This window comes from Citrobacter sp. RHBSTW-00881, from assembly GCF_013728515.1.
Lineage (GTDB): Bacteria > Pseudomonadota > Gammaproteobacteria > Enterobacterales > Enterobacteriaceae > Citrobacter > Citrobacter braakii.
Genome location: NZ_CP056269.1, coordinates 590,686 through 616,421, shown reverse-complemented (window position 1 = coordinate 616,421; position 25,736 = coordinate 590,686). Strand labels below are relative to the sequence as shown.

General features: G+C 51.6%; 21 protein-coding genes, 1 other RNA gene and 2 pseudogenes. 8 read left to right on the top strand and 16 right to left on the bottom strand.

Annotated elements, in window-relative coordinates; genetic code table 11:
• The first annotated feature begins 50 nt into the window (after positions 1–50).
• From HV311_RS03050 to HV311_RS03040, 3 genes are all read left to right on the top strand, one after another.
• Positions 51–443 carry a DoxX family protein gene (locus tag HV311_RS03050; protein WP_003024847.1) on the top strand — a complete coding sequence of 131 codons (393 nt, stop codon included), beginning with the start codon at positions 51–53 and terminating at the stop codon, positions 441–443.
• A 71-nt stretch (positions 444–514) separates the two neighbouring features.
• A complete protein-coding gene (gene yqjG, locus HV311_RS03045) occupies positions 515–1,501 on the top strand; it encodes a glutathionyl-hydroquinone reductase YqjG (RefSeq protein WP_016154622.1) in 987 nt (328 codons plus the stop codon).
• 124 nt (positions 1,502–1,625) lie between these two features.
• A complete protein-coding gene (locus HV311_RS03040) occupies positions 1,626–1,991 on the top strand; it encodes a DUF805 domain-containing protein (protein ID WP_016154623.1) in 366 nt (121 codons plus the stop codon).
• Positions 1,992–2,055: 64 nt separating this feature from the next.
• Here HV311_RS03040 and yhaJ read toward each other — a convergent pair whose 3' ends face one another.
• Positions 2,056–2,952, bottom strand: a complete 897-nt coding sequence (gene yhaJ, locus HV311_RS03035) for a DNA-binding transcriptional regulator YhaJ (RefSeq protein WP_016154624.1) — start codon at positions 2,950–2,952, stop codon at positions 2,056–2,058.
• A gap of 104 nt (positions 2,953–3,056) precedes the next feature.
• Here yhaJ and HV311_RS03030 point away from each other — a divergent pair, with 104 nt between their 5' ends.
• Complete coding sequence (locus HV311_RS03030) at positions 3,057–3,758, top strand: pirin family protein (RefSeq protein ID WP_016157539.1); 702 nt, start codon at positions 3,057–3,059, stop codon at positions 3,756–3,758.
• A gap of 26 nt (positions 3,759–3,784) precedes the next feature.
• Positions 3,785–3,934 (top strand): hypothetical protein, encoded by a 150-nt coding sequence (locus HV311_RS03025; RefSeq protein ID WP_016157540.1) that lies wholly within the window; start codon positions 3,785–3,787, stop codon positions 3,932–3,934.
• A gap of 53 nt (positions 3,935–3,987) precedes the next feature.
• Here the strand turns inward: HV311_RS03025 and HV311_RS03020 are convergent, their stop codons facing one another.
• The 8 genes and pseudogenes from HV311_RS03020 to HV311_RS02985 all read right to left on the bottom strand — a co-directional run.
• Positions 3,988–5,298 carry an L-cysteine desulfidase family protein gene (locus tag HV311_RS03020; RefSeq protein ID WP_137367095.1) on the bottom strand — a complete coding sequence of 437 codons (1,311 nt, stop codon included), beginning with the start codon at positions 5,296–5,298 and terminating at the stop codon, positions 3,988–3,990.
• Positions 5,299–5,322: 24 nt separating this feature from the next.
• Positions 5,323–6,654 carry an amino acid permease gene (locus tag HV311_RS03015; protein ID WP_016157542.1) on the bottom strand — a complete coding sequence of 444 codons (1,332 nt, stop codon included), beginning with the start codon at positions 6,652–6,654 and terminating at the stop codon, positions 5,323–5,325.
• 325 nt (positions 6,655–6,979) lie between these two features.
• On the bottom strand, positions 6,980–8,344 hold the full coding sequence (tdcG, locus tag HV311_RS03010; RefSeq protein WP_047413964.1) for an L-serine ammonia-lyase: 1,365 nt from the start codon (positions 8,342–8,344) through the stop codon (positions 6,980–6,982).
• Positions 8,345–8,431: 87 nt separating this feature from the next.
• Positions 8,432–8,827, bottom strand: coding sequence for an enamine/imine deaminase (locus HV311_RS03005; RefSeq protein WP_016157544.1), 396 nt, complete (start codon positions 8,825–8,827; stop codon positions 8,432–8,434).
• Positions 8,828–8,840: 13 nt separating this feature from the next.
• A complete protein-coding gene (pflB, locus tag HV311_RS03000; protein WP_016154631.1) occupies positions 8,841–11,135 on the bottom strand; it encodes a formate C-acetyltransferase in 2,295 nt (764 codons plus the stop codon).
• A gap of 28 nt (positions 11,136–11,163) precedes the next feature.
• Positions 11,164–12,372 carry a propionate kinase gene (tdcD, locus tag HV311_RS02995; RefSeq protein WP_016154632.1) on the bottom strand — a complete coding sequence of 403 codons (1,209 nt, stop codon included), beginning with the start codon at positions 12,370–12,372 and terminating at the stop codon, positions 11,164–11,166.
• 31 nt (positions 12,373–12,403) lie between these two features.
• The gene (tdcC, locus tag HV311_RS02990; RefSeq protein WP_016154633.1) at positions 12,404–13,735 is read right to left on the bottom strand and encodes a threonine/serine transporter TdcC; all 1,332 of its coding nucleotides are present in this window, start codon (positions 13,733–13,735) and stop codon (positions 12,404–12,406) included.
• A gap of 22 nt (positions 13,736–13,757) precedes the next feature.
• Positions 13,758–14,348: pseudogene (locus HV311_RS02985) on the bottom strand (pyridoxal-phosphate dependent enzyme); the annotation flags it as partial.
• Positions 14,349–14,409: 61 nt separating this feature from the next.
• Between HV311_RS02985 and HV311_RS02980 the strand changes: the two are divergent.
• A complete protein-coding gene (locus HV311_RS02980; RefSeq protein ID WP_000019445.1) occupies positions 14,410–15,390 on the top strand; it encodes an IS5-like element ISKpn26 family transposase in 981 nt (326 codons plus the stop codon).
• Positions 15,391–15,536: 146 nt separating this feature from the next.
• On the opposite strand, the pseudogene HV311_RS02975 reads toward HV311_RS02980, so the two are convergent.
• The 7 genes and pseudogenes from HV311_RS02975 to garP all read right to left on the bottom strand — a co-directional run.
• Positions 15,537–15,947, bottom strand: a pseudogene (locus HV311_RS02975) (pyridoxal-phosphate dependent enzyme); the annotation flags it as partial.
• A 98-nt stretch (positions 15,948–16,045) separates the two neighbouring features.
• Positions 16,046–16,984, bottom strand: coding sequence for a transcriptional regulator TdcA (tdcA, locus tag HV311_RS02970; protein ID WP_003828596.1), 939 nt, complete (start codon positions 16,982–16,984; stop codon positions 16,046–16,048).
• Between the two features lie 1,000 nt (positions 16,985–17,984).
• Positions 17,985–18,361: RNase P RNA component class A (gene rnpB, locus HV311_RS02965), an RNA gene on the bottom strand.
• Positions 18,362–18,393: 32 nt separating this feature from the next.
• Positions 18,394–19,539 carry a glycerate 2-kinase gene (gene garK, locus HV311_RS02960; protein ID WP_047358544.1) on the bottom strand — a complete coding sequence of 382 codons (1,146 nt, stop codon included), beginning with the start codon at positions 19,537–19,539 and terminating at the stop codon, positions 18,394–18,396.
• A 65-nt stretch (positions 19,540–19,604) separates the two neighbouring features.
• Entirely contained in the window at positions 19,605–20,495 is an 891-nt protein-coding gene (gene garR / locus HV311_RS02955; RefSeq protein WP_016154635.1) for a 2-hydroxy-3-oxopropionate reductase, read from the bottom strand.
• A 30-nt stretch (positions 20,496–20,525) separates the two neighbouring features.
• Positions 20,526–21,296 (bottom strand): 2-dehydro-3-deoxyglucarate aldolase, encoded by a 771-nt coding sequence (garL, locus tag HV311_RS02950; RefSeq protein WP_005131731.1) that lies wholly within the window; start codon positions 21,294–21,296, stop codon positions 20,526–20,528.
• 15 nt (positions 21,297–21,311) lie between these two features.
• Entirely contained in the window at positions 21,312–22,646 is a 1,335-nt protein-coding gene (garP, locus tag HV311_RS02945) for a galactarate/glucarate/glycerate transporter GarP (RefSeq protein WP_003024898.1), read from the bottom strand.
• A gap of 403 nt (positions 22,647–23,049) precedes the next feature.
• Between garP and garD the strand changes: the two genes are divergently transcribed.
• Together garD and HV311_RS02935 are read left to right on the top strand one after the other, a co-directional pair.
• Positions 23,050–24,621 (top strand): galactarate dehydratase, encoded by a 1,572-nt coding sequence (gene garD, locus HV311_RS02940; protein ID WP_016154637.1) that lies wholly within the window; start codon positions 23,050–23,052, stop codon positions 24,619–24,621.
• 179 nt (positions 24,622–24,800) lie between these two features.
• Positions 24,801–25,655: a tagatose bisphosphate family class II aldolase gene (locus tag HV311_RS02935; RefSeq protein ID WP_103284275.1), complete on the top strand. Its 855-nt coding sequence runs from the start codon at positions 24,801–24,803 to the stop codon at positions 25,653–25,655.
• Positions 25,656–25,736: the final 81 nt, after the last annotated feature.

Here is a 25,736-nt window from a genome sequence, read left to right as displayed (position 1 = left end):
TTGCACAAAAAAACACAATAAGCCGCCTGAGTGGTTTCCTGGAGAGTATGATGAAGAAATTAGAAGATGTTGGTGTACTGGTAGCGCGCATTCTGATGCCAATCCTGTTTATTACCGCAGGTTGGGGAAAAATCACCGGATATGCGGGTACCCAACAGTACATGGAAGCCATGGGCGTCCCAGGATTTATGTTACCGCTGGTTATCCTGCTTGAGTTTGGCGGCGGTCTGGCCATCCTGTTTGGTTTCCTGACCCGTACTACCGCACTGTTCACCGCGGGCTTCACGCTGCTGACGGCGTTCCTCTTCCACAGCAACTTTGCGGAAGGTGTGAACTCTCTGATGTTTATGAAAAACCTGACCATCGCAGGCGGCTTCCTGCTGCTGGCTATCACCGGTCCGGGCGCATTCAGCATCGACCGTGTACTGAATAAAAAATGGTAAGCGAGCTATACTAAACGCATCAAAAAGCGAGGAGACATCTCCTCGCTTTTGCTATCTGAGGAGGCGAAAACATGGGACAACTCATTGACGGCGTATGGCATGACACCTGGTATGACACCAAATCAACCGGGGGAAAATTCCAACGCTCTGCATCAGCTTTCCGTAACTGGCTCACCGCGGATGGCGCACCGGGTCCAACGGGCGAAGGGGGTTTCGCCGCCGAAAAAGACCGCTATCATCTCTACGTTTCTCTGGCCTGTCCGTGGGCGCATCGCACGCTGATCTTGCGTAAACTCAAAGGGCTGGAACCTTTTATTTCCGTTTCCGTTGTGCATCCGCTGATGCTGGAAAACGGCTGGACCTTTGACGATAACTTCCCGGCGGCAACCGGCGATACCCTGTATCAGCACGAATTTCTTTATCAACTCTATTTACACGCCGATCCGCACTACAGCGGTCGGGTGACCGTTCCGGTGCTGTGGGACAAAAAGAACCACACCATTGTCAGCAACGAATCTGCAGATATCATCCGTATGTTTAACACTGCGTTTGATGCGCTGGGCGCGAAAGCCGGGGATTACTATCCACCCGCTCTGCAAACTAAAATCGACGAGCTGAACGGCTGGATTTATGACAACGTCAATAACGGCGTGTATAAAGCCGGATTTGCCACCAGTCAGGAAGCCTACGACGACGCCGTAGAAAAAGTCTTTCAATCTTTGGCGCGACTGGAGCAGATCCTTGGGCAACATCGCTACCTGACCGGGGACCAGTTAACAGAGGCCGATATTCGCCTGTGGACCACGCTGGTGCGCTTTGATCCTGTGTATGTGACGCACTTCAAGTGCGACAAACACCGGATTAGCGACTATCTGAACCTGTACGGTTTCCTGCGCGATATCTACCAGATGCCAGGCATTGCGGAGACCGTTAATTTCGATCACATCCGCAATCACTACTTCCGTAGCCACAAAACCATTAACCCGACCGGCATTATTTCTGTCGGACCGTGGCAGGACCTCAACGAACCCCACGGGCGTGATGACCGTTTTGCCTGAATGACACGGGTCCCCTTTGGGGGCCAAATAATTAATACTGCAAATATTTACCAGTATTCCATTCGCAGCTATTCTTAATTTGATTGCTTTAAAAACAAGTAATTGAATACAGAACGAGGCAAAAATGGATTGGTATTTAAACGTATTAAAGAACTACTTTGGTTTTGGGGGCCGCGCGCGTCGTAAAGAATACTGGATGTTTGTGCTGGTCAACATCATCTTTACGTTCGTGCTGGGCATTCTGGACAGAATGCTTGGCTGGGAACGCGCCGGAGGGGAAGGCATATTAACGACGATTTATGGGGTTCTGGTCTTTATCCCGTGGTGGGCGGTGCAGTTCCGGCGTTTACATGACACCGACCGCTCGGCCTGGTGGCTACTGGTGCTGCTGATCCCGATCGTAGGCTGGTTGGTAATCATCATTTTCAACTGTCAAAACGGGACTCAGGGGAGCAACCGCTTCGGCGCTGACCCTAAACAACTGTCCTGATGTAATACACCATCTTGTCGGCCGGATAAGGTGCATTTGCACCGCATCCGGCGTAACAGCCCTGCTATTTACCCGCAAACAGCTTGGGAATTTCCCGCAAACACCAGGATTTCGCTTCGCCCATGCTGTCTCGACGCCAGGCCATAATAATATCAATTTCGCTTGTCGATTCCGGGCTAACCACACGCAACCGACCCGCCGCAATGTCCTCTTCCACCAGCGGATATGGCATCGTCGCCACGCCAAGGCCGGCCAACAGCGCCTGGCGTTTATCTTCTATCGAACTCACCGTCAGACGCGGCTGTTTATCCAGCAGTTGAACCGTCAGCACCGGGCGTTCGCGGGCCGTGTCCGCCACCGCGATTCCTCGGTACTTCACGCGGGTGACTTCCGACAACGGTTCCGGCTCCTGATGAATTGGATGATCCGGGGCCGCCACATATACGTTCATCAACGAGTACAGCTTGCGCGAGTTGATTTCCGAAGATGAGCGAAAATGCATATCCGGCGCAATCACGATATCCGCCCGCCCCTGCTCCAGACGCTCCCACGCCCCGGCCAGAACTTCGGTAATAACGGAAAGCTGGGTATTGGCCTTCCCGGCAAGTCTGTCGATCAGCGGGAAAAACGCCGCCGTCGGCACCAGCGCTTCGGTGACGATGGTCAGATGCGTTTCCCAACCGCGAGCCAGCGCTTCGGCATCGGTGGTCAGCTTATCCGCAGCTTCCAACAGTACACGCCCACGTTCCAGCAGCATACGCCCGACGTTGGTGAATTTTGTGCGATGACCTGAACGGTCGAACAGCACGACGTCCAGCTCTTCCTCCAGCTTCTGCATGGTATAGCTGAGCGCGGAAGGAACGCGCCCCAGTTCGTCCGCTGCGGCGGCAAAGCTGCCACGCCGGTCTATTGCGTCCATGACGCGTAACGCCTCAAGCGTTAAAGCCCTTTCTTTGGCCATCTCGTTCTCATTCAGGAAATTTGAACATACCGGGCAGAATATCTGGCTAACAATGCAGCGTCTAGCCATTTAACATAAAAGGAAGTAAAGAGAGGTCAAGAACTATGATTACTACCCGTACAGCCAAACAATGCGGGCAAGCAGACTACGGCTGGCTGCAGGCCCGTTATACCTTCTCCTTTGGACACTATTTTGATCCTAAACTGCTGGGTTATGCCTCGCTGCGTGTTCTGAACCAGGAAGTTCTGGCACCGGGAGCCTCTTTCCAGCCACGTACCTATCCGAAGGTGGATATCGTCAATCTGATCCTCGAAGGGGAAGCGGAGTATCGCGACAGTGAAGGTAACCATATCCAGGCCAAGGCAGGAGAAGTTTTACTGCTCGCCACACAGCCGGGAATTAGCTACAGCGAACACAATATCAGCAAAGATAAACCGTTAACCCGAATGCAGCTCTGGCTGGATGCCTGCCCGCAGCGCGAAAACGCCTGCGTACAGAAAGCCACGCTGAGTGCCGGTAAGCATCAGTTGCTCGCCTCGCCGGATGGAGAACAAGGCAGCCTGCATCTGCGTCAACAGGTATGGGTGCACCACGTTGAACTGCAACAAGGTGAATCGCTGAGTTTTCAGTTACATGGGCCGCGGGCTTACTTACAGTCGATCCACGGCAGATTCCATGCGGTGACATCTGGCGCCGAAAAGGAAGCGCTCACCTGCGGCGATGGTGCATTTATTCGTGACGAAACTAACATAACGTTAGTCGCCGATACCGCGCTGCGCGCTTTGCTGATAGATTTGCCCGTATAGTCAGGGAAAACAATGGAGTACGACTATTGAGCAAGAAATCATCAAAAAAACGCCAGCCGCAGGTTGAGCCGAAAAAACAGGATACTGTGACCTTCGGCTATGAAGAAATGCTGACAGAGCTGGAAGCGATTGTGGCGGATGCCGAGCTACGTCTGGAAGACGAAGAAGCCGCCTGAAAAGGCGGCTTAGAGTTATGCCGGGGGCGATTCCGCCTTACCCGGCCTGCAGATTAATGTGCCTTACTGGCCATGATCTCAATGATCTGCTTGTCGGTTTCCTGCATCGAGCGACATGCCAGCGCACACAGGTTCGTGATCGATTGCTCCACGTTGTGCGCCACAATCCCTTCATTGCCGGTCACTGCGGTGTCATCCAGCGCCATCAGCACCGCTTTCCACGCCGCAGATGCGCTGGTTGAAACTTTCATCGCGCAGCTGTTTGAGGCGCCATCGCAAATCATTCCGCTCACGTCGCCAATCATGCTGCTGATTGCCATCGCGATGGTGTTGTAGCGACCATCAACAATCCACGCCATCCCCGCCGCGGCGCCCATCGCCGCCGTGGTTGCCGCACACAGTGCAGACAAACGCGGAAGCTGATGATGGATGTAGATAGCGCTCAGGTGAGACAACATCAGCGCACGCGCCAGTTTTTCTTCATCCGCACCAAAGTGCTCAGCCACCACCATTACCGGAACGGTCGCGGTAATCCCCTGATTTCCAGAGCCCGAGTTGCTCATTGCCGGAAGCGTCGCCCCGCCCATTCGCGCATCCGATGCCGCACTGGTGCGGATCAGAATAGAGGTGGAGAGATCGTTCGCCAGCAGGCCACGCGCGCACTGCTTCTCAAGCGTGGTTCCGATGTGCAAGCCCCAGTTACCGCGCAGCCCTTCCTGGGACAGCGCACCGTTCAGTTTCGCCGCATCGAGAATAAAGCGGATTGACTCAAACGGTACCGCGTTCACGAACGCCAGAATCTCTTCCAGCGATGTGTGAGACAATACCGCCAACGGTGACTCTTGCTCCTCTTCCTGAGCGTTCTGTTCTGTCGTGAACACCACGCCCTTATTGGTCTCAATGTGCACAATGTTGGTATGCCCACCAACAATCGTCACGCACGCCCATCCCTCAGCGCTATAAACCTTCGCACGGGAGAAGAGAATGTCCTCGCATGGCTCCTGCAGCATCACCGCGACCTTCCCGGCGGTAAGCATCGCTTTCGCATCGGCAATCGCTTGAGGCGAGGCGTCTTTCAGTACCTCTAAACCGGCGTGGGCACTTCCCCCCAGCGCACCCAGTGCCGCCGCGACAGGCAGCCCAACCATTCCGGTACCCGGCACGGTAACGCCCATGCCGTTTTTCATCAGGTTCGGTGAGACCCACGCATCAATGCGTTCAACCGCGCCGTCCAGCTCAGAGGAGGCGACCGCTGCCGCCAGAGCCAGAGAGATAGGTTCCGTGCAGCCCAGCGCAGGCTTAACTTCTTCCTGCACCGCGCGGATAAAACTATCCCATAATGGATTCAATGTAGTCTCAAACATAACAACAACCTTTGCTCAGATATCTCAGGAAAATGCCAGGAACGGAGAAACGCACAGCAGCAGGCCCGTGACAATAATCAGATACAGGGAGGCGCCTTTGTATTTGTGCAGTGCAGGAACTTTGTAGACCAACCAGGCCGGGATCAGACATCCCACCATGCCGAAGATAGGGCTACAAATAGAAGTGAAGCTCAGTACCGGCGCATTGAGCACAATGGCTCCCCACGCCAGCAGGATAGCGAAAACCATAATGCCGCGCTGAACCAGGGTCTCATTGATTTTCTCGGCTGGCATTTTGCGGCGCAGCACGTTCATCACGATCCCTTGAGTGGCTTCACGGAACCCTAAGTAAACGCCGAAGAAAGCGGTCATTACGGCAAAGATGTTCAGAATAACGCTGACGATTTTCACCCAGCCAGCACCCGCGCCGCTGATAAACTGCGCGGCAATCGCCAGAGCGGAAATGTTCTGCTCATAAGCTTTAACCGCTTCGTCATGGCCCATCGCCAGCGTGAAGGAAACGGCGTAGAAAAAGACGGTCACAAACAGAATACCGAACGCAATATTCATGGCTCGCAGGGCTTTATGGCGTGCCACTTCAATGGATTTATTGCGAGAACGATAGGAGATAACCATCGGGCTTAAGGTCTGAATAAACAGAATCGAGGTCAGGGTAAACGGCAGCGTGATAATCGCGTTTTTGATCAGCAGCGCCATCGGCGGCAGTGAACCTACGTTATATAAATGCCACATCCCAACCATCGACACGCCAAGCGCCGCCACCACCAGCAGCTTGGTCAGTACCATACCGGTGGAGATTTTAAACAGCAGTTTTTCCCCGCGGGACGAGATAGCCACCAGGATGCAAATCAGCACCAGGCCATAGAACGGGCTGTCGGACAGTAAACCTTCAGTAACGCCAAAAGTATGCAGGTAGGAGGCGCTATCGTTGGTGATGGCGGTGGAATAGACGAACATCCAGATAACCAGCATCACAAAATACAACGCACCTAACAGGATGCCCCAGTTCTTACCCAGATAGCCGCTGATTACGCTCGGGTAGTCTTTACACTCTGGGGACTCAGCCAGCGTATTAATAAACAGACGCTGGAACAGATACATGGCTGGATAGCCAATGATAGAGGAGAGCAAAAACACCCACAGCCCCATCAAACCCACCTGGACGGGAAGAAAAACAATCCCCGCACCAATTGCCATACCGATACTCATAATGACCCAGCCGGTGTCCATGCTGTCGAATTTAATGGCTTCGCGCCATTCACTTTCGGTCATCCCCGCCCGACGTGCCGGAGCAGATGCGTCGAGTATTACGCTGTTATTCGTTGCCGTTTCCATAATTTTCCGCTCAATGTGTAGGTAGAGGTTTTTATATTTTTTTCGTACTGCCTCAATGCGATACGCAGTACTACGGTGCAGGTGAGCTATTGGAGTAATGAGGAAATCATACGCGCAGGATCAGAGAAAAACTTCACAAACAAACCCCTGTAATTTCTAAAAGTTAAGAAATATTTTCTCTTTTATTTCCATATAAAGAATTGAATTTCTATATTTGAAGCAGATCACAACAAAAAAGGCGCACTAACGTGCACCTTTTTTATCATGCCATATTGATTAATTTATTGCTGGATAGCGCTGCGCTGACCAGGCACGTCTTTTCACATCAGGTACAAACCACTTTAATTGCCAACCCACCGCGTGAGGTTTCACGGTATTTGTCGTTCATATCTTTGCCCGTTTCATACATGGTCTCGATCACTTTATCGAGCGAAACGCGTGGTTCTGACGTTCGACGTAGCGCCATGCGCGCGGCGTTGACGGCTTTTACTGCGTTGATCGCATTACGTTCAATGCACGGTATTTGCACCTGTCCGGCTACCGGATCGCAGGTCAGCCCCAGGTTATGCTCCATGGCGATTTCCGCTGCAATGCAGACCTGCGACGGGCTACCGCCCAGCAGTTCTGTCAGCCCGGCAGCCGCCATTGAACAGGCTACGCCAATCTCACCCTGGCAGCCCACCTCAGCACCAGAAATAGAGGCGTTCATCTTATACAGCGCGCCTATCGCCCCCGCGGCCAGCAAATAGCGGGCAATGGAGTTCGCATTCACCGGACGGCGGAACTTGTCGTAATAGGCCAATACGGCGGGAATAATCCCACATGCACCGTTGGTCGGCGCCGTCACAACCCGGCACCCGGCGGCGTTTTCTTCGCTCACGGCCAGCGCGAACATGTTGATCCAGTCAATAACGTTCATCGGGTCGCTGGACAGATTATCGCTGGAAACCAGCAACCGGCGTAACGCCACGGCGCGACGCGGAACGTTAAGCGGCCCCGGCAGGACGCCTTCGGTGTTCATGCCGCGCTCAATCCCGGCGTGCATGACGTCCCAAATGGCGGCAAAGCCAGCATCGATTTCCTCTTTGCTGCGCATCGCCAGCTCGTTTTGCATCATCAAGCCGGAAACAGACAGCCCATTGCGCTCGCACAGTTTCAGCAGTTCGCTGGCGGAATGAAAATTGTAGGGCACGTGTGCTTCAACATCATGCACCTGCCCAAATTGCTCCTCTTCAATGATAAAACCACCGCCGACGGAGTAATAGGTTTTGCTTAATAGCCTCTCGGTGCCGTTCCACGCGGTGATACGCATGCCATTTTCATGGCGCGGCAGCGTTTCGGTATGAAAGAGAATATTTTCATCTGGAGAGAAATCGACAACATGCGCGCCCTCAGCAACCGGCAAACGTCCGGTACGGGCCACTTCCTGAGTAAAACCAGCGATTGAGTCTATATTAACGTTTTGCGGACTGTTACCGGCCAGCCCCATCATGATCGCGACATCTGTCGCATGACCTTTCCCGGTCAGGGAAAGCGATCCGTAAAGATCGACCACAATATGCGTGGTTCTGGGGAGTTCGCCGCTGCTGACCAACAGATCGATAAAGCTTTTACCTGCGTTCATTGGCCCCACGGTATGGGAGCTGGAAGGTCCAATGCCAATCTTGAAAATATCGAATGCGCTAATCATATCCACACCCTCGGATTGCCGTTCAGTGAAGACCAGGTTTCACACTCATTAAGGATCGGGGCGATCCTGAGATCGCCCCGCAAGGGATTACAGCGTGTCGCCACGTACGGCGATGGCTTCAATCTCCAGCTTCACATCCTTTGGTAAGCGGGCGACCTGTACGCAACTGCGCGTGGGGTAGATAGCCTGATGCTCATCAAAGAACTGCTGGTACACCTGGTTAATGGTGGCGAAGTCGTTCAGGTCGGATACGAAAACGGTAGTCTTCACGATATCGCTCACTTTCAAACCTGCGGACTCGACGATCGCTTTCACGTTTTCCAGGCTTTGACGTGCCTGATCGGCCACGTTTTCTGCCACTTCACCGGTCTGTGGACACACCGGGATTTGACCTGACGTCAACACCATGCTGCCCAGATCCACCCCCTGTACGTAAGGCCCAATCGCCCCTGGCGCACATTCGGTTGCAATAACTTTTCTCATAATCCCTCCGGCGTCAGAGCGCCTGGGTGAAAGTACGTGAAATAACATCCTGCTGCTGTTCACGGGTCAACGCGTTGAAGCGCACCGCATAGCCAGACACGCGGATCGTCAGGTTTGGATAGTTTTCCGGGTGCTCAATAGCATCCATCAACATTTCACGGTTCATAACGTTAACGTTCAGATGCTGCCCACCTTCCACATGCGCTTCATGGTGGAAGTAACCGTCCAGCAGACCAACCAGGTTGGTTTTACGCACCCCATCTTCTTTGCCCAGTGCAGCCGGCACAATGGAGAAGGTGTACGAGATACCGTCTTTGGCATAGGTAAACGGCAGTTTGGCCACCGAGGTTAATGACGCAACCGCGCCTTTACGATCGCGACCGTGCATCGGGTTAGCCCCCGGCGCAAACGGCGTACCTGCGCGACGTCCGTCCGGCGTGTTACCGGTTTTCTGTCCGTACACCACGTTGGAGGTGATGGTCAGGATGGACTGCGTCGGCACCGCGTTACGGTAGGTTGGCAACACCTTAATTTTCTTCATGAAGCGTTCAACCAGGTCGCAGGCAATGCTGTCTACTCGCTCGTCGTTGTTGCCGTATTGCGGATAGTCGCCTTCGATTTCGAAATCGACAGCCAGACCGTTTTCATCACGAATCGGTTTCACGCGGGCGTATTTGATAGCCGACAGAGAATCCGCCGCCACGGACAGACCCGCCATACCACAAGCCATCGTGCGATAGACATCACGATCGTGCAGCGCCATCAGCGAAGCTTCATAGCTGTACTTGTCGTGCATATAGTGGATGATGTTCAGCGCGCTGATGTACTGCACGGCCAGCCAGTCCATAAAGTGGTCCAGGCTCTCCATCACCGTATCGTAATCCAGCACGTCATCCATCAGCGGTGCCGTTTTCGGCCCAACCTGAATTTTCAGCTTCTCATCCACGCCGCCGTTGATTGCGTACAGCAACGTTTTGGCGAGGTTGGCACGCGCACCGAAGAACTGCATTTGTTTGCCGATAACCATCGGGCTTACGCAGCAGGCAATGGCATAGTCATCGCTGTCAAAGTCGGCACGCATCAAATCGTCGTTTTCATACTGCAAAGACGAGGTGATGATAGACACCTGGGCGGCGTACTTTTTGAAGGCAATCGGCAGCGCTTCAGACCACAGCACCGTCAGGTTCGGCTCAGGCGCCGGTCCCATGGTGTGCAGCGTATGCAGGTAGCGGAACGAGTTTTTCGTCACCAGCGTGCGACCATCCAGCCCCATGCCGCCGATAACTTCAGTCGCCCAGATAGGGTCGCCTGAGAACAGGGTGTCGAATTCCGGCGTGCGCAGGAAGCGCACCATACGGATCTTCATAATGAAGTGGTCGATCAGCTCCTGCGCCTGCTGCTCGTTTAAAATTCCCGCTTTGAAATCGCGCTCAATGTAGATGTCGAGGAACGATGCGGTACGGCCCAACGACATTGCGCCGCCGTTCTGAGATTTCACCGCAGCCAGGTAAGCAAAGTAAACCCACTGCACCGCTTCCTGCGCATTACGCGCCGGACGGGAGATATCGCAGCCGTACTTCGCTGCCATTTCCTGCATCTGCAGCAGGGCGCGACGGTGCTCAGACAGCTCTTCGCGCAGGCGAATCGTGGCTTCAAGATTCTGGCCCCACTCCAGGTTCGACTGGAGATCGGCAAACTGCAGTTCACGCTCACGTACCAGGTAGCGGATACCGTACAGCGCGACGCGGCGATAGTCGCCGATGATACGACCACGGCCATAGCCGTCCGGCAGACCGGTCAGCACGCCAGATTTACGGCAGCGCAGCATATCTGGAGAGTAGGCGTCGAATACGCCCTGGTTATGGGTTTTACGCAGTTCAGTAAACTGGTATTCAAAATCAGCATCCATCTCACGACCATAAGCATCAAAAGAGCTTTTGATCATGTTGATGCCGCCAAACGGATGCAGAGCGCGCTTGAGCGGCTTATCCGTTTGCAGACCGACGATTTTTTCCAGTTCTTGTTCAATATAACCCGCATCATGTGCGGTTATCGTGGTGGCAATATTGGTATCGAAATCAACCGGCGCGTGCGTCGAGTTTTCAATACGGATGCCCGCCATGACTTTTTCCCACAATGCAGTGGTCGCTGGCGTTGCTTCGGCGAGGAAAGATTCATCCCCTTCATAAGGCGTATAGTTGTGCTGAATAAAATCACGGACATTAATTTCTTCTTTCCAGTCCGTACCTTTAAAGCCATTCCAGGCTTCGGCATACAGCATATCGCTGGTATCGATATTTACCTTCATGAAAAATAATCTCTCTGCTGAAAATTAATTATGCAAATTCTACTGGTATATTAATTTTGCCTAACGCAATGGCATCACGCGCAATCATTTTCTCTTCATTTGTGGGAATAACCGCACAAATAACACGAGCATCTTTATTAGAGATAATTCTTTCGCCATGGGAATTTGGCAGGCTATTCATCTCGCTGTCGATATTCACCCCTAAAACGGCGAGATGTTCAATAACCAGACGACGAATTAATACCGAGTTCTCACCTATTCCACCGGTGAAAATAATCCCATCAAGACGATGCAGCGAAGCGGCATGTCCGGCGATATGGCGCGCGATACGATGCACAAACGTTTTAATCGCCAACTGCGCACGCTCATGTCCCTCGTGCCAGGCTTTTTCTAACGTACGTAAGTCAGAGGACAAACCGGAAATACCCAGTAAACCGGACTCTTTATTCACAACGCGCTCAAGGTCGCTCAGCGTCTGGTTGGTTTCGCTGGCAATCCACGCCATGGCGCCGAAATCGACGTCACCGCTGCGTGTGCCCATCATCAGTCCTTCCAACGGCGTCATGCCCATTGAGGTATCAACGCTCTGCCCGTTACGCACCGCGCAGATTGACGCGCCGTTCCCCAGGTGAGCCACAACCAGACCGGAGTCATCACTCTGCAGCTCAAGAAGCTCATGCGCTCGCTGAGATACATAGCGGTGCGACGTGCCGTGGAAGCCATAACGACGAACGCCTAACTCCTCAAAATATTTCCACGGTAGACCGTAAAGATAGGCCTCTGGGGCCATCGTCTGGTGGAAGCTGGTATCAAATACCGCAACCTGCTGCACGCCTGGGAAAAGGTGCTGTGCGGATTCAATCCCACTGAGGTTCGCATAATTATGTAACGGTGCTAAAGGCGATACCCGGCGAATATTATCGATAACGTCGTCAGTAATAATTGCTGATTCGGTAAAGATATTTCCACCGTGGGCAATGCGGTGGCCAATTAAGGCCACGCTGTCCATTAAATTACGTTTTTCCAGTTCAACGGCGATTGCTTTTAATGCGTCTTCGTAGCTGTGGTGAGCCAGCTTAGCTGGCTCTCCTCCATTAATTGCTATGAACGCATTTTCAGAGTTAATACCGTCCGCGATTCCCGCCATTAAAACTTCACAGTTCGCTGCATCCAGCACTGAGAATTTAATGGAAGACGAACCACAGTTAATAACCAGTACTACCGGAAACTCATTCATTTCACTACTCCGCTCATCCTGAGCTTAAGGATTAAAACAGTTTGTAGACAATGTTCAGGATAGTCAGCAGACCAATCACGGTAACAAACACGTTATCCAGACGGCCACGGTATTTCGCCAGTGACGGCGCTTTACGGATGGCATACATCGGCAGCAGGCAGAGCAGAGAGGCAATAATCGGCGCGCCCATTGCTTCAATCAGGTCCAGGATGTTCGGGTTGGCGTAAGCCACAACCCAGGTGGAGCCCATGATGAAGATCATGCTGATGGTATTAAGTTTGCCAGCGGAAACCTTAGTTTTATCGCCTTTGTAACCAAACTTCAGTACCAGACCGTTCAGACCTTCCAGCGTGCCCAGGTAGTGGCCGAAGAAAGATTTGAAGATAGCAACCAGTGCGATGATTGAAGCGCCGTACTCCAGAACGGTCGCGAAGGTGGACTTCGAACCGGACAGTGAAGCGAAGTGGTTCGCCAGGTAAGACAGTACTGGAATGTTCTGCGCTTTCGCATCCGCCATGTTTGCCGGAGAGAGCGTGAACAGGCAGCTAAAGGCAAAGAACATCACCACGGCAACCATCAGCATACTGGCGCGGGAGATGATTTTTGAACATTTCTGCTCGGTAAATTCGCGACCGTAATCTTTCTCATACTCTTCACGTTTAGAGACCACGAAGGAAGAAACGATAGGTGAGAAGTTGAAAGAGAACACCATGATGGAAATACCCAGCCACACGGTAACCAGGATGCCGTCATGGCCAGTCAGAGCGATATTGCTGAGATCAACCTGATCGATAACCGCAGAGTTCCAGTAAGGAATCAGAGACAGAGAGATCAGCACCAGGCTGGCAATAAACGGCCATACCAGGTAGCTCATTACTTTAACCATCAGATCCTTACCAAACCAGATGACGAATGCCATCAACAGCAGCAGGAACAGTGCCACGAAGCCACGGTTTAACGCTGGCATCTGCAACTGGTTTTCCCAAAAGGTCATAAAGGTGTTGGTAATGGTGACGCCATAAATCCACAGCAGCGGACAAATCGCAAAGAAGTAGAGGAACGTGATAACCACGCCGCCCGTTTTACCAAAGTGCTCTTCAACCGTTTCTGTGATGTTACCGGAAGGGTTAGAACCGGAAAGACACAGGCGTGCCAGCGCACGGTGGCAATAGAAGGCGATGGGGTATGCTAACACCAGCATTATCAGAATGGGGATCAGTCCGCCAAAACCTGCGCGGATAGGGAAGAACAGCACCCCGGCGCCGATGGCTGTACCAAATAAACCCAGTGTCCAGGTGGTGTCCGATTTGCGCCAGGACGACTGTTTTGTCTGGCTGGATACAATGCTATCAGTAGTACTCATATCCTATCCTCAACGAAGTATATTAAGCGTCAACTAAACCAGTAATTTGAGATACACGAGAAAGGTCGATATTACCGCCAGAAATAATGCTGACTGTTTTTCTGTTCTGGATATAGCTATCTAATTTCCCGCTTAATAATGCTGCGCAAGCCAGCGCGCCGGCACCTTCAGTCACAACTTTATTTCGCTGAATTAATGCCACCATGCTGTTGCGAATTTCATCTTCGCTGACCAGGACAATGTCATCCACCAACTCACGAACAATTTCATACGTTAAAGTACCCGGGCGGGAAACGTCACAACCATCCGCCAGGGTGCCGGTCGTTCGGTGCGTGGTTATTTCTCCAGCGTGGAAAGAAGCCGCCATGCCATGAACATTTTCAGACTGTACGCCAATAATTTTAATAGTCGGGTTAATAGATTTAATTGCCACTGCAATACCAGCAATCAGTCCACCACCGCCAATTGGCACAATCACGTTATCGACATCGTACAGATCTTCCAGAATTTCCAGACCAATAGTGCCCTGACCAGCAATCACTTTCGGGTCATCATAGGGTGGAATAAAGATACGGCCTTCAGTTTCCACAATCTCGCTAACCTTAGGGAAGGTGCGAACAAGTTCCTGATATGAGATCATCATATTCATCCGGAGCGCATCCCAGAGGGACATCATGAGCCATCAACTCACCTTCGCCGATAGTGAATTCAGCACTAAGCGCCGTCAGACCCGAAAAGAGATTTTCCTCTCCCGCATGGAGCAGATTCTGCCATGGCAGAATATGACCGCTGTCATCGAGCCGTTTTATCCCAAGGCGGGCAATGGCCGACGGCCCTATCCGCTGGAGACCATGCTGCGTATTCACTGCATGCAGCATTGGTACAACCTGAGCGACGGTGCCATGGAAGATGCCCTGTACGAAATCGCCTCCATGCGCCTGTTTGCCCGATTATCCCTGGATAGCGCCCTGCCGGATCGCACCACCATCATGAATTTCCGCCACCTGCTCGAGCAGCATCAACTGGCCCGTCAATTGTTCAAGACCATCAATCGCTGGCTGGCCGAAGCAGGCGTCATGATGACCCAAGGCACTTTGGTGGATGCCACCATCATTGAGGCACCCAGCTCTACCAAGAACAAAGAGCAGCAACGCGATCCGGAGATGCATCAGACCAAGAAAGGCAATCAGTGGCACTTTGGCATGAAGGCCCACATTGGTGTCGATGCCAAGAGTGGCCTGACCCACAGCCTAGTCACCACCGCGGCCAACGAGCATGACCTCAATCAGCTGGGTAATCTGCTTCATGGAGAGGAGCAATTTGTCTCAGCCGATGCCGGCTACCAAGGAGCGCCACAGCGCGAGGAGCTGGCCGAGGTGGATGTGGACTGGCTGATCGCCGAGCGTCCCGGCAAGGTAAAAACCTTGAAGCAGCATCCGCGCAAGAACAAAACGGCCATCAACATCGAATACATGAAAGCCAGCATCCGTGCCAGGGTGGAGCACCCGTTTCGCATCATCAAGCGGCAGTTCGGCTTCGTGAAAGCCAGATACAAGGGGCTGCTGAAAAACGATAACCAACTGGCGATGTTATTCACCCTGGCCAACCTGTTTCGGGTGGACCAAATGATACGTCAGTGGGAGAGATCTCAGTAAAAACCGGAAATAACGCCAGAAATGGTGGAAAAAATAGCCTAAATAGGCTGATTCGATGTGTTTGCGGGAAAAAAATCGGCCCAGATCCGCGAAATTTTAATCAGCGAGTCAGCTTGGGAAGAAATGACCTGCTTATTCGCACCTTCCTTAGCGATGGTGTCGTTGAAGTTGTCGCCGTGCAGCACAACCTCTGCGGAATAATCGCAGGTTGCAGCAACTTTAGACTTCGGCGCGCCTTTCGGCATGACCACTTTGCCGTCGATTCCGAGCATGGCGCAGGAGAGAGAAACCCCTTGCGCATGGTTACCTGCAGAGCAAGCCACCACGCCCTTACATCTTTCAGCTTCGGTTAATGAACTGAGCTTGTTAAACGCGCCACGGATTTTAAATGAACCGGTACGCTGCATATTTTCAAACTTGAGGAAAATTTCCCCTTTGCAACGTTCACTAAAATAGTTAGAGCGAGGCATTCCCGTTTTATAAATTTTCCCCGCCAGTCTTTTTTTCGCTTCGAGGATATCTTCAATTGCAACTGGGAGATCGTATGTAATGTGCATTAGAACCTCTTACTAGGGTATTAAAGTAAATAGATAGCCGTGACCATTGTCAGAAATAGACAGATGGCGTTGATTTCGTGTTAAAACAAATTCAATCTTTAATCAATTTCAATTAATTGCCTTCGTCTCCGACAATTATATGATGAATACTCTTTGGCTAATTCCACCAAAATAGATGCTGCTTTTTTAATTCGATAATTTTTCGACCATACGGCGGCATAACGCGCGACGGGTAAGGTTTCTTCTACCGGGATAGTAATAAACTGGTTTGAGCCAAATGGTGTGGTCATATCGCAGGGAATTACTGTTAAGAAATCAGCATTGAGAACAAGATTATAAATCGTAACGACGGAGTCTGTTTTAACGATGTTTTCACTGCTGATGCCATTATTTTGTAACGTGGTTAGAAGTTCACTGTAGTACCCCATATTCGTTTGTGGCAACACCCACTGTTCGTTTTTCAACGCGCTCAGCGAGGTGATGCCGGTGCATGTTCGGGACTTGCTGGCAACCAGGATGAAGTCTGACTCAAAGAGCGGTTCAACATGCAGATCGTGCAGTTTCATCTCATCACTCAGCGTACCGATCGCGAAGTCCAGACGCCCGTCACGAATCGCAGGTAAGAACGAGGAGAGCTGAGCTTCATACATGGAAACCTGCGCTTTCGGGAACACTTCTTTGAATTTTTTAATCATGCCGGACATGATGGTGAAGGCAATCAGTGAAGGAAAGCCAAACGACACATCAACGACCGCATTGCTCGTCATGCTGTTCATCTCATCAACCATGTTCTTCATTTCACGGGTAATAGATTCAGACCATGAGAGCATAACCTGACCTGCCTGAGTTAAAGTCACACCAGTATTTTTGCGTACGACTAACTCAATACCGAAATAAGCTTCTACATCATTAATGATTTTGCTGACAGCCGGTTGAGTTAAACCTAATTCTTTTGCAGCTGAGCCGATAGAACCGCTTCTAATGACTTCCTGAAAGACCACTAAGTGCTGTGTTTTAGGGAGTGTAATAGTATTCATATCGACCTGCGCTAATTACTTTGTTGACGGCAGGAAGTGTACCAAATTAAGCGAACGAGGATATGTGCTACCACTCACAAATCCCCTTGACTTACATTTTGTAAGACTATTATTTAAATTGAAATCACTTAATAATCATATAGATATGAAATATCGATCTCACTTTATCCTGACTTTAATCAAAAAAAGATGGGGGGATAACGATTTTTTATGGCTATAACAACACCATTTCTCCTGCTATTTCTTAAAACCACGAAAGGCTATATTTCAATCAATTACAGAGTAATTACCAGGCAAAACAGCGCTTAAATTTAATAAGCAACTTATCAAATATAATTATATTTTATCGTTTATAGTGGTCAAATAACGTTATGCATCACGTTTTTTAGCCTTATTTGTTTGTAAAGAAACATTGCATTTATTAATATTTAAACCAAAACATACAAAGAACTATCAAATGCAACATTGCATTAACAGTAGTTTTGTACGATTTATCAGCCAGTAATTTTGTGATGGCGATCGATTGCGTTCGATTATTCTCGATAAAAACGTATCGCGCAGCGTTTTGTGCTAGTCATCACAAAAAATGAATTATCCCGCGAGACATTCCCTCAGATAAAAGAAGCCCAATGCGTAAATAAAGGTCAAATAACGATGAGATTAATGGGAAATAAAGGCCAGATTCGTGGTGAACCAACTACAACACGACAGGAAAAACGTCTGCCGGATGGCAGTGTAAACGTCTTATCCGGTCTATAAAGCAAAAAACCTCGCCGAAGCGGGGTTTTATAAAGAGTGAAGTTGACCGATAAGCCGCGTTCTTTTGAGCATAGCGTCGTGGACAGTCATTCATCTCACTTGCCTACAAAGTAAAAACCTCGCCGAAGCGGGGTTTTTATAAAGAGTGAAGTTGACCGATAAGCCGAGTTCTTTTGAGCATAGCGTCGTGGACAGTCTGCCTATAAAGCAAAAAACCCCGCCGAAGCGGGGTTTTATAAAGAGGTGAAGCTGACCGATAAGCCGGGTTCTGTCGTGGACAGTCATTCATCTAGGCCAGCAATCGCTCACTGGCTCAAGCAGCCTACCCGGGTTCAGTACGGGCCGTACCCTGTGAACCCCTATTTGGCCTTGCTCCGGGTGGAGTTTACCGTGCCACGGACTGTTACCAGCCGCGCGGTGCGCTCTTACCGCACCCTTTCACCCTTACCTGATCCCACTTGCGTGGGCCATCGGCGGTTTGCTCTCTGTTGCACTGGTCGTGGGTTTCCCCCCCAGGCGTTACCTGGCACCCTGCCCTATGGAGCCCGGACTTTCCTCCCCTCCGCCCGTCTCCCCCGAAGAGGACGACGACGAAGCGGCGACTGTCTGGTCAGCTTCGGCGCGCAGTATAGAGGGTTTGCGGGGCATTGTCACCCCGCACTGCGCATTCCTATCGCCAACGTGGCGGCGATGTTTCTTGAAGCGCGATAAATATTATCAAATGCCCCACGAAAGGCCTCTTCCAGCGTGCTGATGGTGGTTAATACGCTAAACACCGCATCGATACCATATTGATGCACCACCTCCACATCGCGCGTCAGGCTGCCGCCAATACCAATTACCGGCTTGTGGTACTTCTTCGCGACATTCGCCACACCCACCGGCACTTTGCCGTGAATGCTCTGGCTGTCAATCCGCCCTTCTCCGGTCACCACCAGCGTACAGTCATGAATATGCTCTTCCAGATTGAGCGCCTGGGTCACAATCTCAATACCACTGCGCAGCTCCGCACCTAAAAAAGCCATTAACGCGGCGCCCATTCCGCCAGCCGCACCAGAGCCAGGAACGTCTTTCACATCAACCCGCAGCGATTTTTTAATGATGTCGGCATAGTGAGACAGATTGCGGTCCAGTTCGATAATGCGTTCTTCCGTCGCCCCTTTCTGCGGGCCAAAAATGCGCGAAGCGCCAGTATCGCCGGTGAGTGGATTGGTTACATCGCAGGCCACGCGAATTGAGCAGGTTTTTAAGCGCGGATCCAGGCCCGTTATATCGATGGTGTTCAGACTCTCCAGGCTTCCACCACCGTTGCCAATCTCTGTCCCGTTGGCGTCGCAGAGTTTCGCCCCCAGCGCCTGCACCATACCCGCGCCGCCGTCGTTGGTCGCACTGCCGCCAATACCAATAATAATGCTCTGCGCACCGCTATCCAGCGCCTGCAAAATCAACTCCCCGGTGCCGCGCGACGTGGTGACTAACGGGTTACGCTTTTCAGGAGGAACTAACGCCAGACCGCTGGCTGCCGCCATTTCGATAAACGCGGTTTTACCATCTCCAGACATGCCCCAGCAGGCATTCACTTTTTCGCCCAGCGGCCCCGTCACCCACGCTGAATGTTCACTCCCCTGCGTAGCGGCAATCATGGCTTCGACCGTTCCTTCACCGCCATCGGCAACCGGGACAGAAACATATTGCGCATCGGGGAAAATTTCCCGAAATCCTTTTTCTATTGCCTGAGCTACCTCGGTGGCAGAAAGGCTTTCTTTATAAGAGTCTGGGGCAATTACGATTTTCATAGTTATGTAGCCTGACAGTGCCGCGCAAGGCAAGAAATACAGGGCGCGCATCCGCGCCCTTCTTGTTAGCGAGTGACTTCCACTTTCGCCAGTTTTTCGTAGTAGCATGCGAGTGCGCTATGATCGGCGGTGCCCAGCCCATCTGCGCGTAGCGCCTGCATCATCTCCATGACTGCAGCAGTCAGCGGTAACTGAGCGCCAACGCCATGAGAGGTATCCAGCGCGTTCGCCAGATCCTTAATATGCAGGTCGATACGGAAACCCGGCTTAAAGTTTCTGTCCATAACCATCGGCGCTTTCGCATCCAGTACGGTGCTTCCCGCCAGCCCACCACGGATCGCCTGATACACCAGATCCGGGTTTACGCCCGCTTTGGTCGCCAGCGTCAGCGCTTCCGACATTGCCGCAATGTTCAGCGCCACAATCACCTGATTCGCCAGCTTGGTGACGTTACCTGCGCCGATATCACCGGTATGTACCACGGAACCTGCCATCGCCTTCATCAGATCGTAATATTTGTCAAAAATCGCTTTATCACCGCCAACCATCACCGACAGAGTACCGTCGATGGCTTTCGGTTCGCCGCCGCTTACCGGCGCGTCCAGCATATCCACGCCTTTCGCTTTCAGCGCGTCGCTGATTTCACGGCTGGCTAACGGCGCGATGGAGCTCATGTCGATCAGCACTGTCCCCGGTTTCGCCCCTTCAATAATGCCACCCTCTCCCAGCGCCACTTCTTTCACATGCGGAGAATTCGGCAGCATGGTGATGATCACATCGCACTGCTCGGCAATATCTTTCGCCGTAGCGGCGGTTTCTGCGCCTGCGGCAATTACTTCCGCAATGGATTCCGGGTTACGGTCAGCAACCACCAGCGAGTAACCTGCCTTGAGGAGGTTTTTACTCATTGGTTTACCCATAATACCGAGGCCAATAAAACCAACTTTCATTGTCATGTCTTTATCTCTCTCTACTGTCGAGGGGGGTTATTTCTTAAAAGAATCAGCCAATTTTTGCGTGGCTGAACGGAACACGCCAAGATCGCTGCCAACGGCAACAAACGTCGCGCCCCACTCCAGATAACGACGCGCATCCGCCTCTACCGGGGCCAGAATGCCGCTTGGTTTGCCGTGTGCTTTCGCGCGGGCAAAAATGTGCTGGATAGCTTTCTGCACATCAGGGTGTGACGCATTGCCGAGGTGGCCTAACGCCGCAGCCAGATCGCTTGGGCCGACGAAGACCCCGTCGACGCCTTCTGTCGCCGCGATTGCGTCAACGTTATCGACGCCCTGCTGACTTTCGATCTGCACGATGATGGTGATGTTCTTATTCGACTGCGCAAAATAGTCCGGTACGGTGCCAAACATATTGGCGCGATGGGATACGGACACACCGCGAATACCTTCCGGCGGATAGCGGGTCGACGCCACGGCGTTCACCGCCTCTTCCTCCGTCTCCACGAACGGGATCAGGAAGTTGTAAAATCCGATATCCAGCAGGCGTTTGATAATTACCGGCTCGTTGGTCGGTACACGCACTACCGGCGCGCTGGCGCTGCCTTTCAGCGCCATCAATTGCGGGATAAACGTCGATATGTCGTTCGGCGCGTGTTCGCCGTCCAGCACCAGCCAGTCAAAACCCGCCAGGCCTAAAACTTCGGTACTGATTGGGCTGGCTAATGCAGACCAGCAGCCAATCTGAATCTGTTGCGCCGCGAGAGCCGCTTTAAACTTATTCGGAAAAATCGTGTTATTCATCGCTTACACCTTTGTTTATTTCTGCAATTCCATACGTTTAATGTCACCGACAATAAACAGGTAGCAAACCATTGCCATCAGCGCCGAACACCCTACAAACATCAGCGCAGCATTAAATGAGTGCAGCTCGCTCACCAGATACCCAATCACCAGCGGCGTGACGATGGAAGCCACATTGCCAAATACGTTAAATACCCCACCGCACAGACCGACAATCTCTTTCGGCGCAGTATCGGAAATCACCGGCCACCCCAGCGCCCCGAAGCCTTTACCGAAGAACGCCAGCGCCATCAGCGCCACCACCAGGGTGGTGTTATCGGTGTAGTTACACAGAATAATGGTCGAGGCGAGCAGCATTCCGAGCACAATCGGCAGCTTACGTGCCAGAGTGATGCTGAAGCCACGTTTAATCAGATAATCAGAGAACACGCCGCCGAGTACGCCACCGGCAAATCCGCACAGCGCAGGAATCGAAGCCACCAGGCCCACTTTCAGGATCGACATGCCTTTTTCCTGTACCAGGTAAATCGGGAACCAGGTGAGGAAAAACCAGGTAATTGTGTTGATAAAATACTGTCCGAAGAACACGCCGAGCATCATACGGTTAGTGAGCAACTGCTTGATATAATGCAATTTAGGACCGCCTGACTTCACATCACCCGGCTTTTTATGGTCCATATCCACGACCGCGCCGTTTTCAGAGATAAACTTCAGCTCTTCTTGCGACATACGCGGGTGATCGGTTGGGTTATGAATAAACTTTACCCACAGTCCGGTGAGCACAAAACCAATCACGCCCATCACGGTAAAGACGTGTTCCCAGCCCCAGGCGAAGGTCAGCCAGCCCAGCAGCGGCGAAAACAGCGCCAGAGAGAAATACTGTGCGGAGTTAAAAATTGCGGACGCCGTACCGCGCTCTTTCGTCGGGAACCAGGCCGCCACGATACGGGCATTCGCCGGGAAGGACGGCGCTTCCGAGAAGCCCAGCATAAAGCGCATGATGAACATTGAAATACCCGCCCAGGCTAGCGGGAACATGTCTACAAAGCCCTGCAGGAAGGTAAACAGCGACCAGAAGAACAGGCTGTAGGTGTAGACTTTCTTTGAACCGAACTTATCCAGCAGCCAGCCGCCGGGGATTTGCATTAACAGGTAAGCCCAGCCGAAAGCGGAGAAAATGTACCCCATTGAGATGGCACTGAGCTGTAACTCTTTCGCTACTTCCGTGCCGGCAATTGACAGCGTTGCACGGTCCGCATAGTTAACGGCTGTAACGATAAATATTATCAGCAATATTAAGTAACGGGTGTGCGTGCCTTTCTTTTTCTCGACAACTGTATCCAGAATCATTCTAATTACCTCGGGTACATTAAATTTTTATTATTATTGGGTAGATATTCCTGGTGATAAATTACTGATAATAAGAACGCATAATAATTTATCAGACACTATGAAACCGTGATTTAGTATAATCAGCAGCGCCACGTTAATCATTGTGCAAGCGCTCATTAAACATGCGTTATTAAAATAATGTTTTGGGCATATGCACACATGCATGGGCGCTAATGCACACATTTACGTATTGCTACCCCTGGTGGGGCGGCCTTGCTGAGTTTAAGTGATCATCATCACATTCTTGGCGATAAACTCCTGACATTCTTATTTCACGATACCGAATCTTTATTACTTATAATTAGATTCAAAATATAAATATCCACACTATTATCACCACCTTGTTGGAGAATACTGGACAATGGCCGACATCGAAATCAGACAAGAATCGCCAACGGCGTTTTATATTAAAGTTCACGAAACAGATAATGTGGCGATAATTGTCAATGACAATGGTCTGAAAGCTGGGACGCGTTTTCCAGACGGACTGGAACTCATTGAACATATTCCTCAGGGACATAAAGTGGCCCTCCTGGATATTCCTGTTCGCGGCGAAATCGTGCGTTATGGCGAAGTGATAGGCTATGCCGTTCGCGATATCCCTCGCGGCAGTTGGATTGATGAATCAATGGTTGAGCTACCCAAGGCCCCGCCGCTGGAGACGCTGCCGCTGGCAACCAAAGTGCCAGAGCCGCTGCCGCCTCTTGAAGGTTACACCTTCGAAGGTTATCGCAATGCGGACGGTAGTGTCGGCACCAAGAATCTGCTCGGTATTTCCACCAGCGTGCACTGCGTGGCGGGCGTGGTGGATTATGTGGTGAAAATCATTGAGCGCGATCTGCTGCCCAAATACCCGAACGTTGACGGCGTGGTCGGACTCAATCACCTGTACGGCTGCGGCGTGGCGATTAATGCCCCAGCCGCCATCGTGCCGATTCGTACCATTCACAATATTGCGCTAAACCCGAACTTTGGCGGTGAAGTGATGGTCATTGGACTCGGCTGCGAAAAACTGCAGCCAGAGCGCCTGCTGGAAGGCACGCACGACGTGAAAAGTATTCCGGTCGACAGCGCCAGCATCGTCAGCCTGCAGGATGAAAAACACGTTGGCTTTCAATCGATGGTTGCCGATATTTTGCAGGTGGCCGAACGCCATCTGGCAAAACTCAATCAACGCCAGCGTGAAACCTGCCCGGCGTCAGAACTGGTGGTCGGCATGCAGTGCGGCGGCAGCGATGCGTTTTCCGGCGTGACGGCCAACCCGGCGGTCGGTTATGCCTCCGACCTGTTAGTACGCTGCGGTGCCACCGTAATGTTCTCTGAGGTTACCGAAGTGCGCGATGCCATCCATCTTCTGACCCCACGTGCGATTAACGAAGAAGTAGGTAAACGCCTGCTTGAAGAGATGGCCTGGTACGATAACTACCTTGATATGGGCAAAACGGATCGCAGCGCCAACCCTTCTCCAGGCAACAAGAAAGGCGGTCTGGCAAACGTGGTGGAAAAAGCGCTGGGTTCTATTGCCAAGTCTGGCAAGAGCGCGATTGTCGAAGTCTTGTCGCCGGGCCAACGCCCAACCAAACGCGGCCTGATTTACGCGGCTACACCCGCCAGTGATTTTGTCTGCGGTACGCAGCAGGTCGCTTCCGGGATCACCGTGCAGGTGTTCACCACCGGTCGCGGTACGCCGTACGGCCTGATGGCCGTGCCGGTGATAAAAATGGCGACCCGTACCGAGCTGGCCAACCGTTGGTTTGACCTGATGGACATCAACGCAGGCACCATCGCCACCGGCGAAGAAACCATTGAAGACGTGGGTCTGAAACTGTTCGAGTTTATTCTCGACGTCGCCAGCGGGCGTAAGAAAACCTTCTCGGATCAATGGGGACTGCATAACCAACTGGCGGTGTTTAACCCGGCGCCAGTGACCTGATTATCCACGTTTTTTCTTCATGAGCATGCCTTCGGGCATGCTTTTTTTTTTCGCCATATACTTTCGCAACCCTCCCTTTTCTTTCGAAACTTTCATTTATCAGATCGAAATCACAAAAAAACGTTACGAAACCCTATACTTTATTTCGAAGAAAGCAATCGAAAGACTTCGGAGGAAGTATGTTTATCATCTCAAGCAAAATGATGCTGAAGAAGGCACAGCGAGAAGGCTATGCCGTACCGGCGTTTAACATTCACAACCTGGAGACCTTACAGGTTGTCGTGGAAACAGCAGCCGAACTACGCTCTCCGTTGATCGTCGCCGGCACGCCTGGCACTTTTAGCTATGCCGGTGTCGGTAATATCGTTGCAATCGCCAGTGAACTGGCAAGATGCTGGAACCATCCTCTCGCCATCCATCTCGATCACCATGAAAGCGCCACCGATATTGAAGAGAAAGTCGCTACAGGTATTCGCTCCGTCATGATCGATGGTTCCCATCTGCCGTTTGTCGACAACATTGCGTTAGTTAAACACGTAACAGATTACTGCCATCGCTATGACGTTAGCGTTGAAGCTGAGCTGGGACGGTTGGGTGGACAAGAAGATGACCTAATCGTGGACGGAAAAGATGCGCTTTATACCCACCCAGAACAGGCTCGGGAGTTCGTGGAAAAAACCGGTATCGACTCACTGGCGGTCGCGATTGGCACGGCTCATGGTCTGTATAGCACTGAACCTAAACTGGATTTTGAACGGCTAACAGAAATTCGTCAGTCGGTTGATATTCCACTGGTTCTACATGGCGCCTCCGGCCTGCCAGCACATGATATTAAGCGCGCCATCTCTTTAGGGATCTGCAAAGTCAACGTCGCTACCGAACTCAAAATCGCCTTTTCTGGCGCACTCAAAACCTATCTGAGTACACATACCAATGCGAATGACCCACGGCATTACATGATGCCAGCAAAAGCCGCCATGAAAGAAGTGGTACGTAAAGTCATTGCCGACTGCGGTTGCGAAGGAAAACTATAAGCAATTGATTAATATGAATTGTATGAATTCTGGCAAAGGTCTGTTTTAAAGCTGGATCACGAAAGCTGCTTTTACCCTTTG

What these genes read in the sequence shown, in the direction of transcription:
- HV311_RS03050 (WP_003024847.1), top strand. Translation starts at nt 51, where the DNA reads ATGAAGAAATTAGAAGATGTTGGTGTACTGGTAGCGCGCATTCTGATG.
- yqjG (WP_016154622.1), top strand. Translation starts at nt 515, where the DNA reads ATGGGACAACTCATTGACGGCGTATGGCATGACACCTGGTATGACACC.
- HV311_RS03040 (WP_016154623.1), top strand. Translation starts at nt 1,626, where the DNA reads ATGGATTGGTATTTAAACGTATTAAAGAACTACTTTGGTTTTGGGGGC.
- yhaJ (WP_016154624.1), bottom strand. Translation starts at nt 2,952, where the DNA reads ATGGCCAAAGAAAGGGCTTTAACGCTTGAGGCGTTACGCGTCATGGAC.
- HV311_RS03030 (WP_016157539.1), top strand. Translation starts at nt 3,057, where the DNA reads ATGATTACTACCCGTACAGCCAAACAATGCGGGCAAGCAGACTACGGC.
- HV311_RS03020 (WP_137367095.1), bottom strand. Translation starts at nt 5,298, where the DNA reads ATGTTTGAGACTACATTGAATCCATTATGGGATAGTTTTATCCGCGCG.
- HV311_RS03015 (WP_016157542.1), bottom strand. Translation starts at nt 6,654, where the DNA reads ATGGAAACGGCAACGAATAACAGCGTAATACTCGACGCATCTGCTCCG.
- tdcG (WP_047413964.1), bottom strand. Translation starts at nt 8,344, where the DNA reads ATGATTAGCGCATTCGATATTTTCAAGATTGGCATTGGACCTTCCAGC.
- HV311_RS03005 (WP_016157544.1), bottom strand. Translation starts at nt 8,827, where the DNA reads ATGAGAAAAGTTATTGCAACCGAATGTGCGCCAGGGGCGATTGGGCCT.
- pflB (WP_016154631.1), bottom strand. Translation starts at nt 11,135, where the DNA reads ATGAAGGTAAATATCGATACCAGCGATATGCTGTATGCCGAAGCCTGG.
- tdcD (WP_016154632.1), bottom strand. Translation starts at nt 12,372, where the DNA reads ATGAATGAGTTTCCGGTAGTACTGGTTATTAACTGTGGTTCGTCTTCC.
- tdcC (WP_016154633.1), bottom strand. Translation starts at nt 13,735, where the DNA reads ATGAGTACTACTGATAGCATTGTATCCAGCCAGACAAAACAGTCGTCC.
- HV311_RS02980 (WP_000019445.1), top strand. Translation starts at nt 14,410, where the DNA reads ATGAGCCATCAACTCACCTTCGCCGATAGTGAATTCAGCACTAAGCGC.
- tdcA (WP_003828596.1), bottom strand. Translation starts at nt 16,984, where the DNA reads ATGAATACTATTACACTCCCTAAAACACAGCACTTAGTGGTCTTTCAG.
- garK (WP_047358544.1), bottom strand. Translation starts at nt 19,539, where the DNA reads ATGAAAATCGTAATTGCCCCAGACTCTTATAAAGAAAGCCTTTCTGCC.
- garR (WP_016154635.1), bottom strand. Translation starts at nt 20,495, where the DNA reads ATGACAATGAAAGTTGGTTTTATTGGCCTCGGTATTATGGGTAAACCA.
- garL (WP_005131731.1), bottom strand. Translation starts at nt 21,296, where the DNA reads ATGAATAACACGATTTTTCCGAATAAGTTTAAAGCGGCTCTCGCGGCG.
- garP (WP_003024898.1), bottom strand. Translation starts at nt 22,646, where the DNA reads ATGATTCTGGATACAGTTGTCGAGAAAAAGAAAGGCACGCACACCCGT.
- garD (WP_016154637.1), top strand. Translation starts at nt 23,050, where the DNA reads ATGGCCGACATCGAAATCAGACAAGAATCGCCAACGGCGTTTTATATT.
- HV311_RS02935 (WP_103284275.1), top strand. Translation starts at nt 24,801, where the DNA reads ATGTTTATCATCTCAAGCAAAATGATGCTGAAGAAGGCACAGCGAGAA.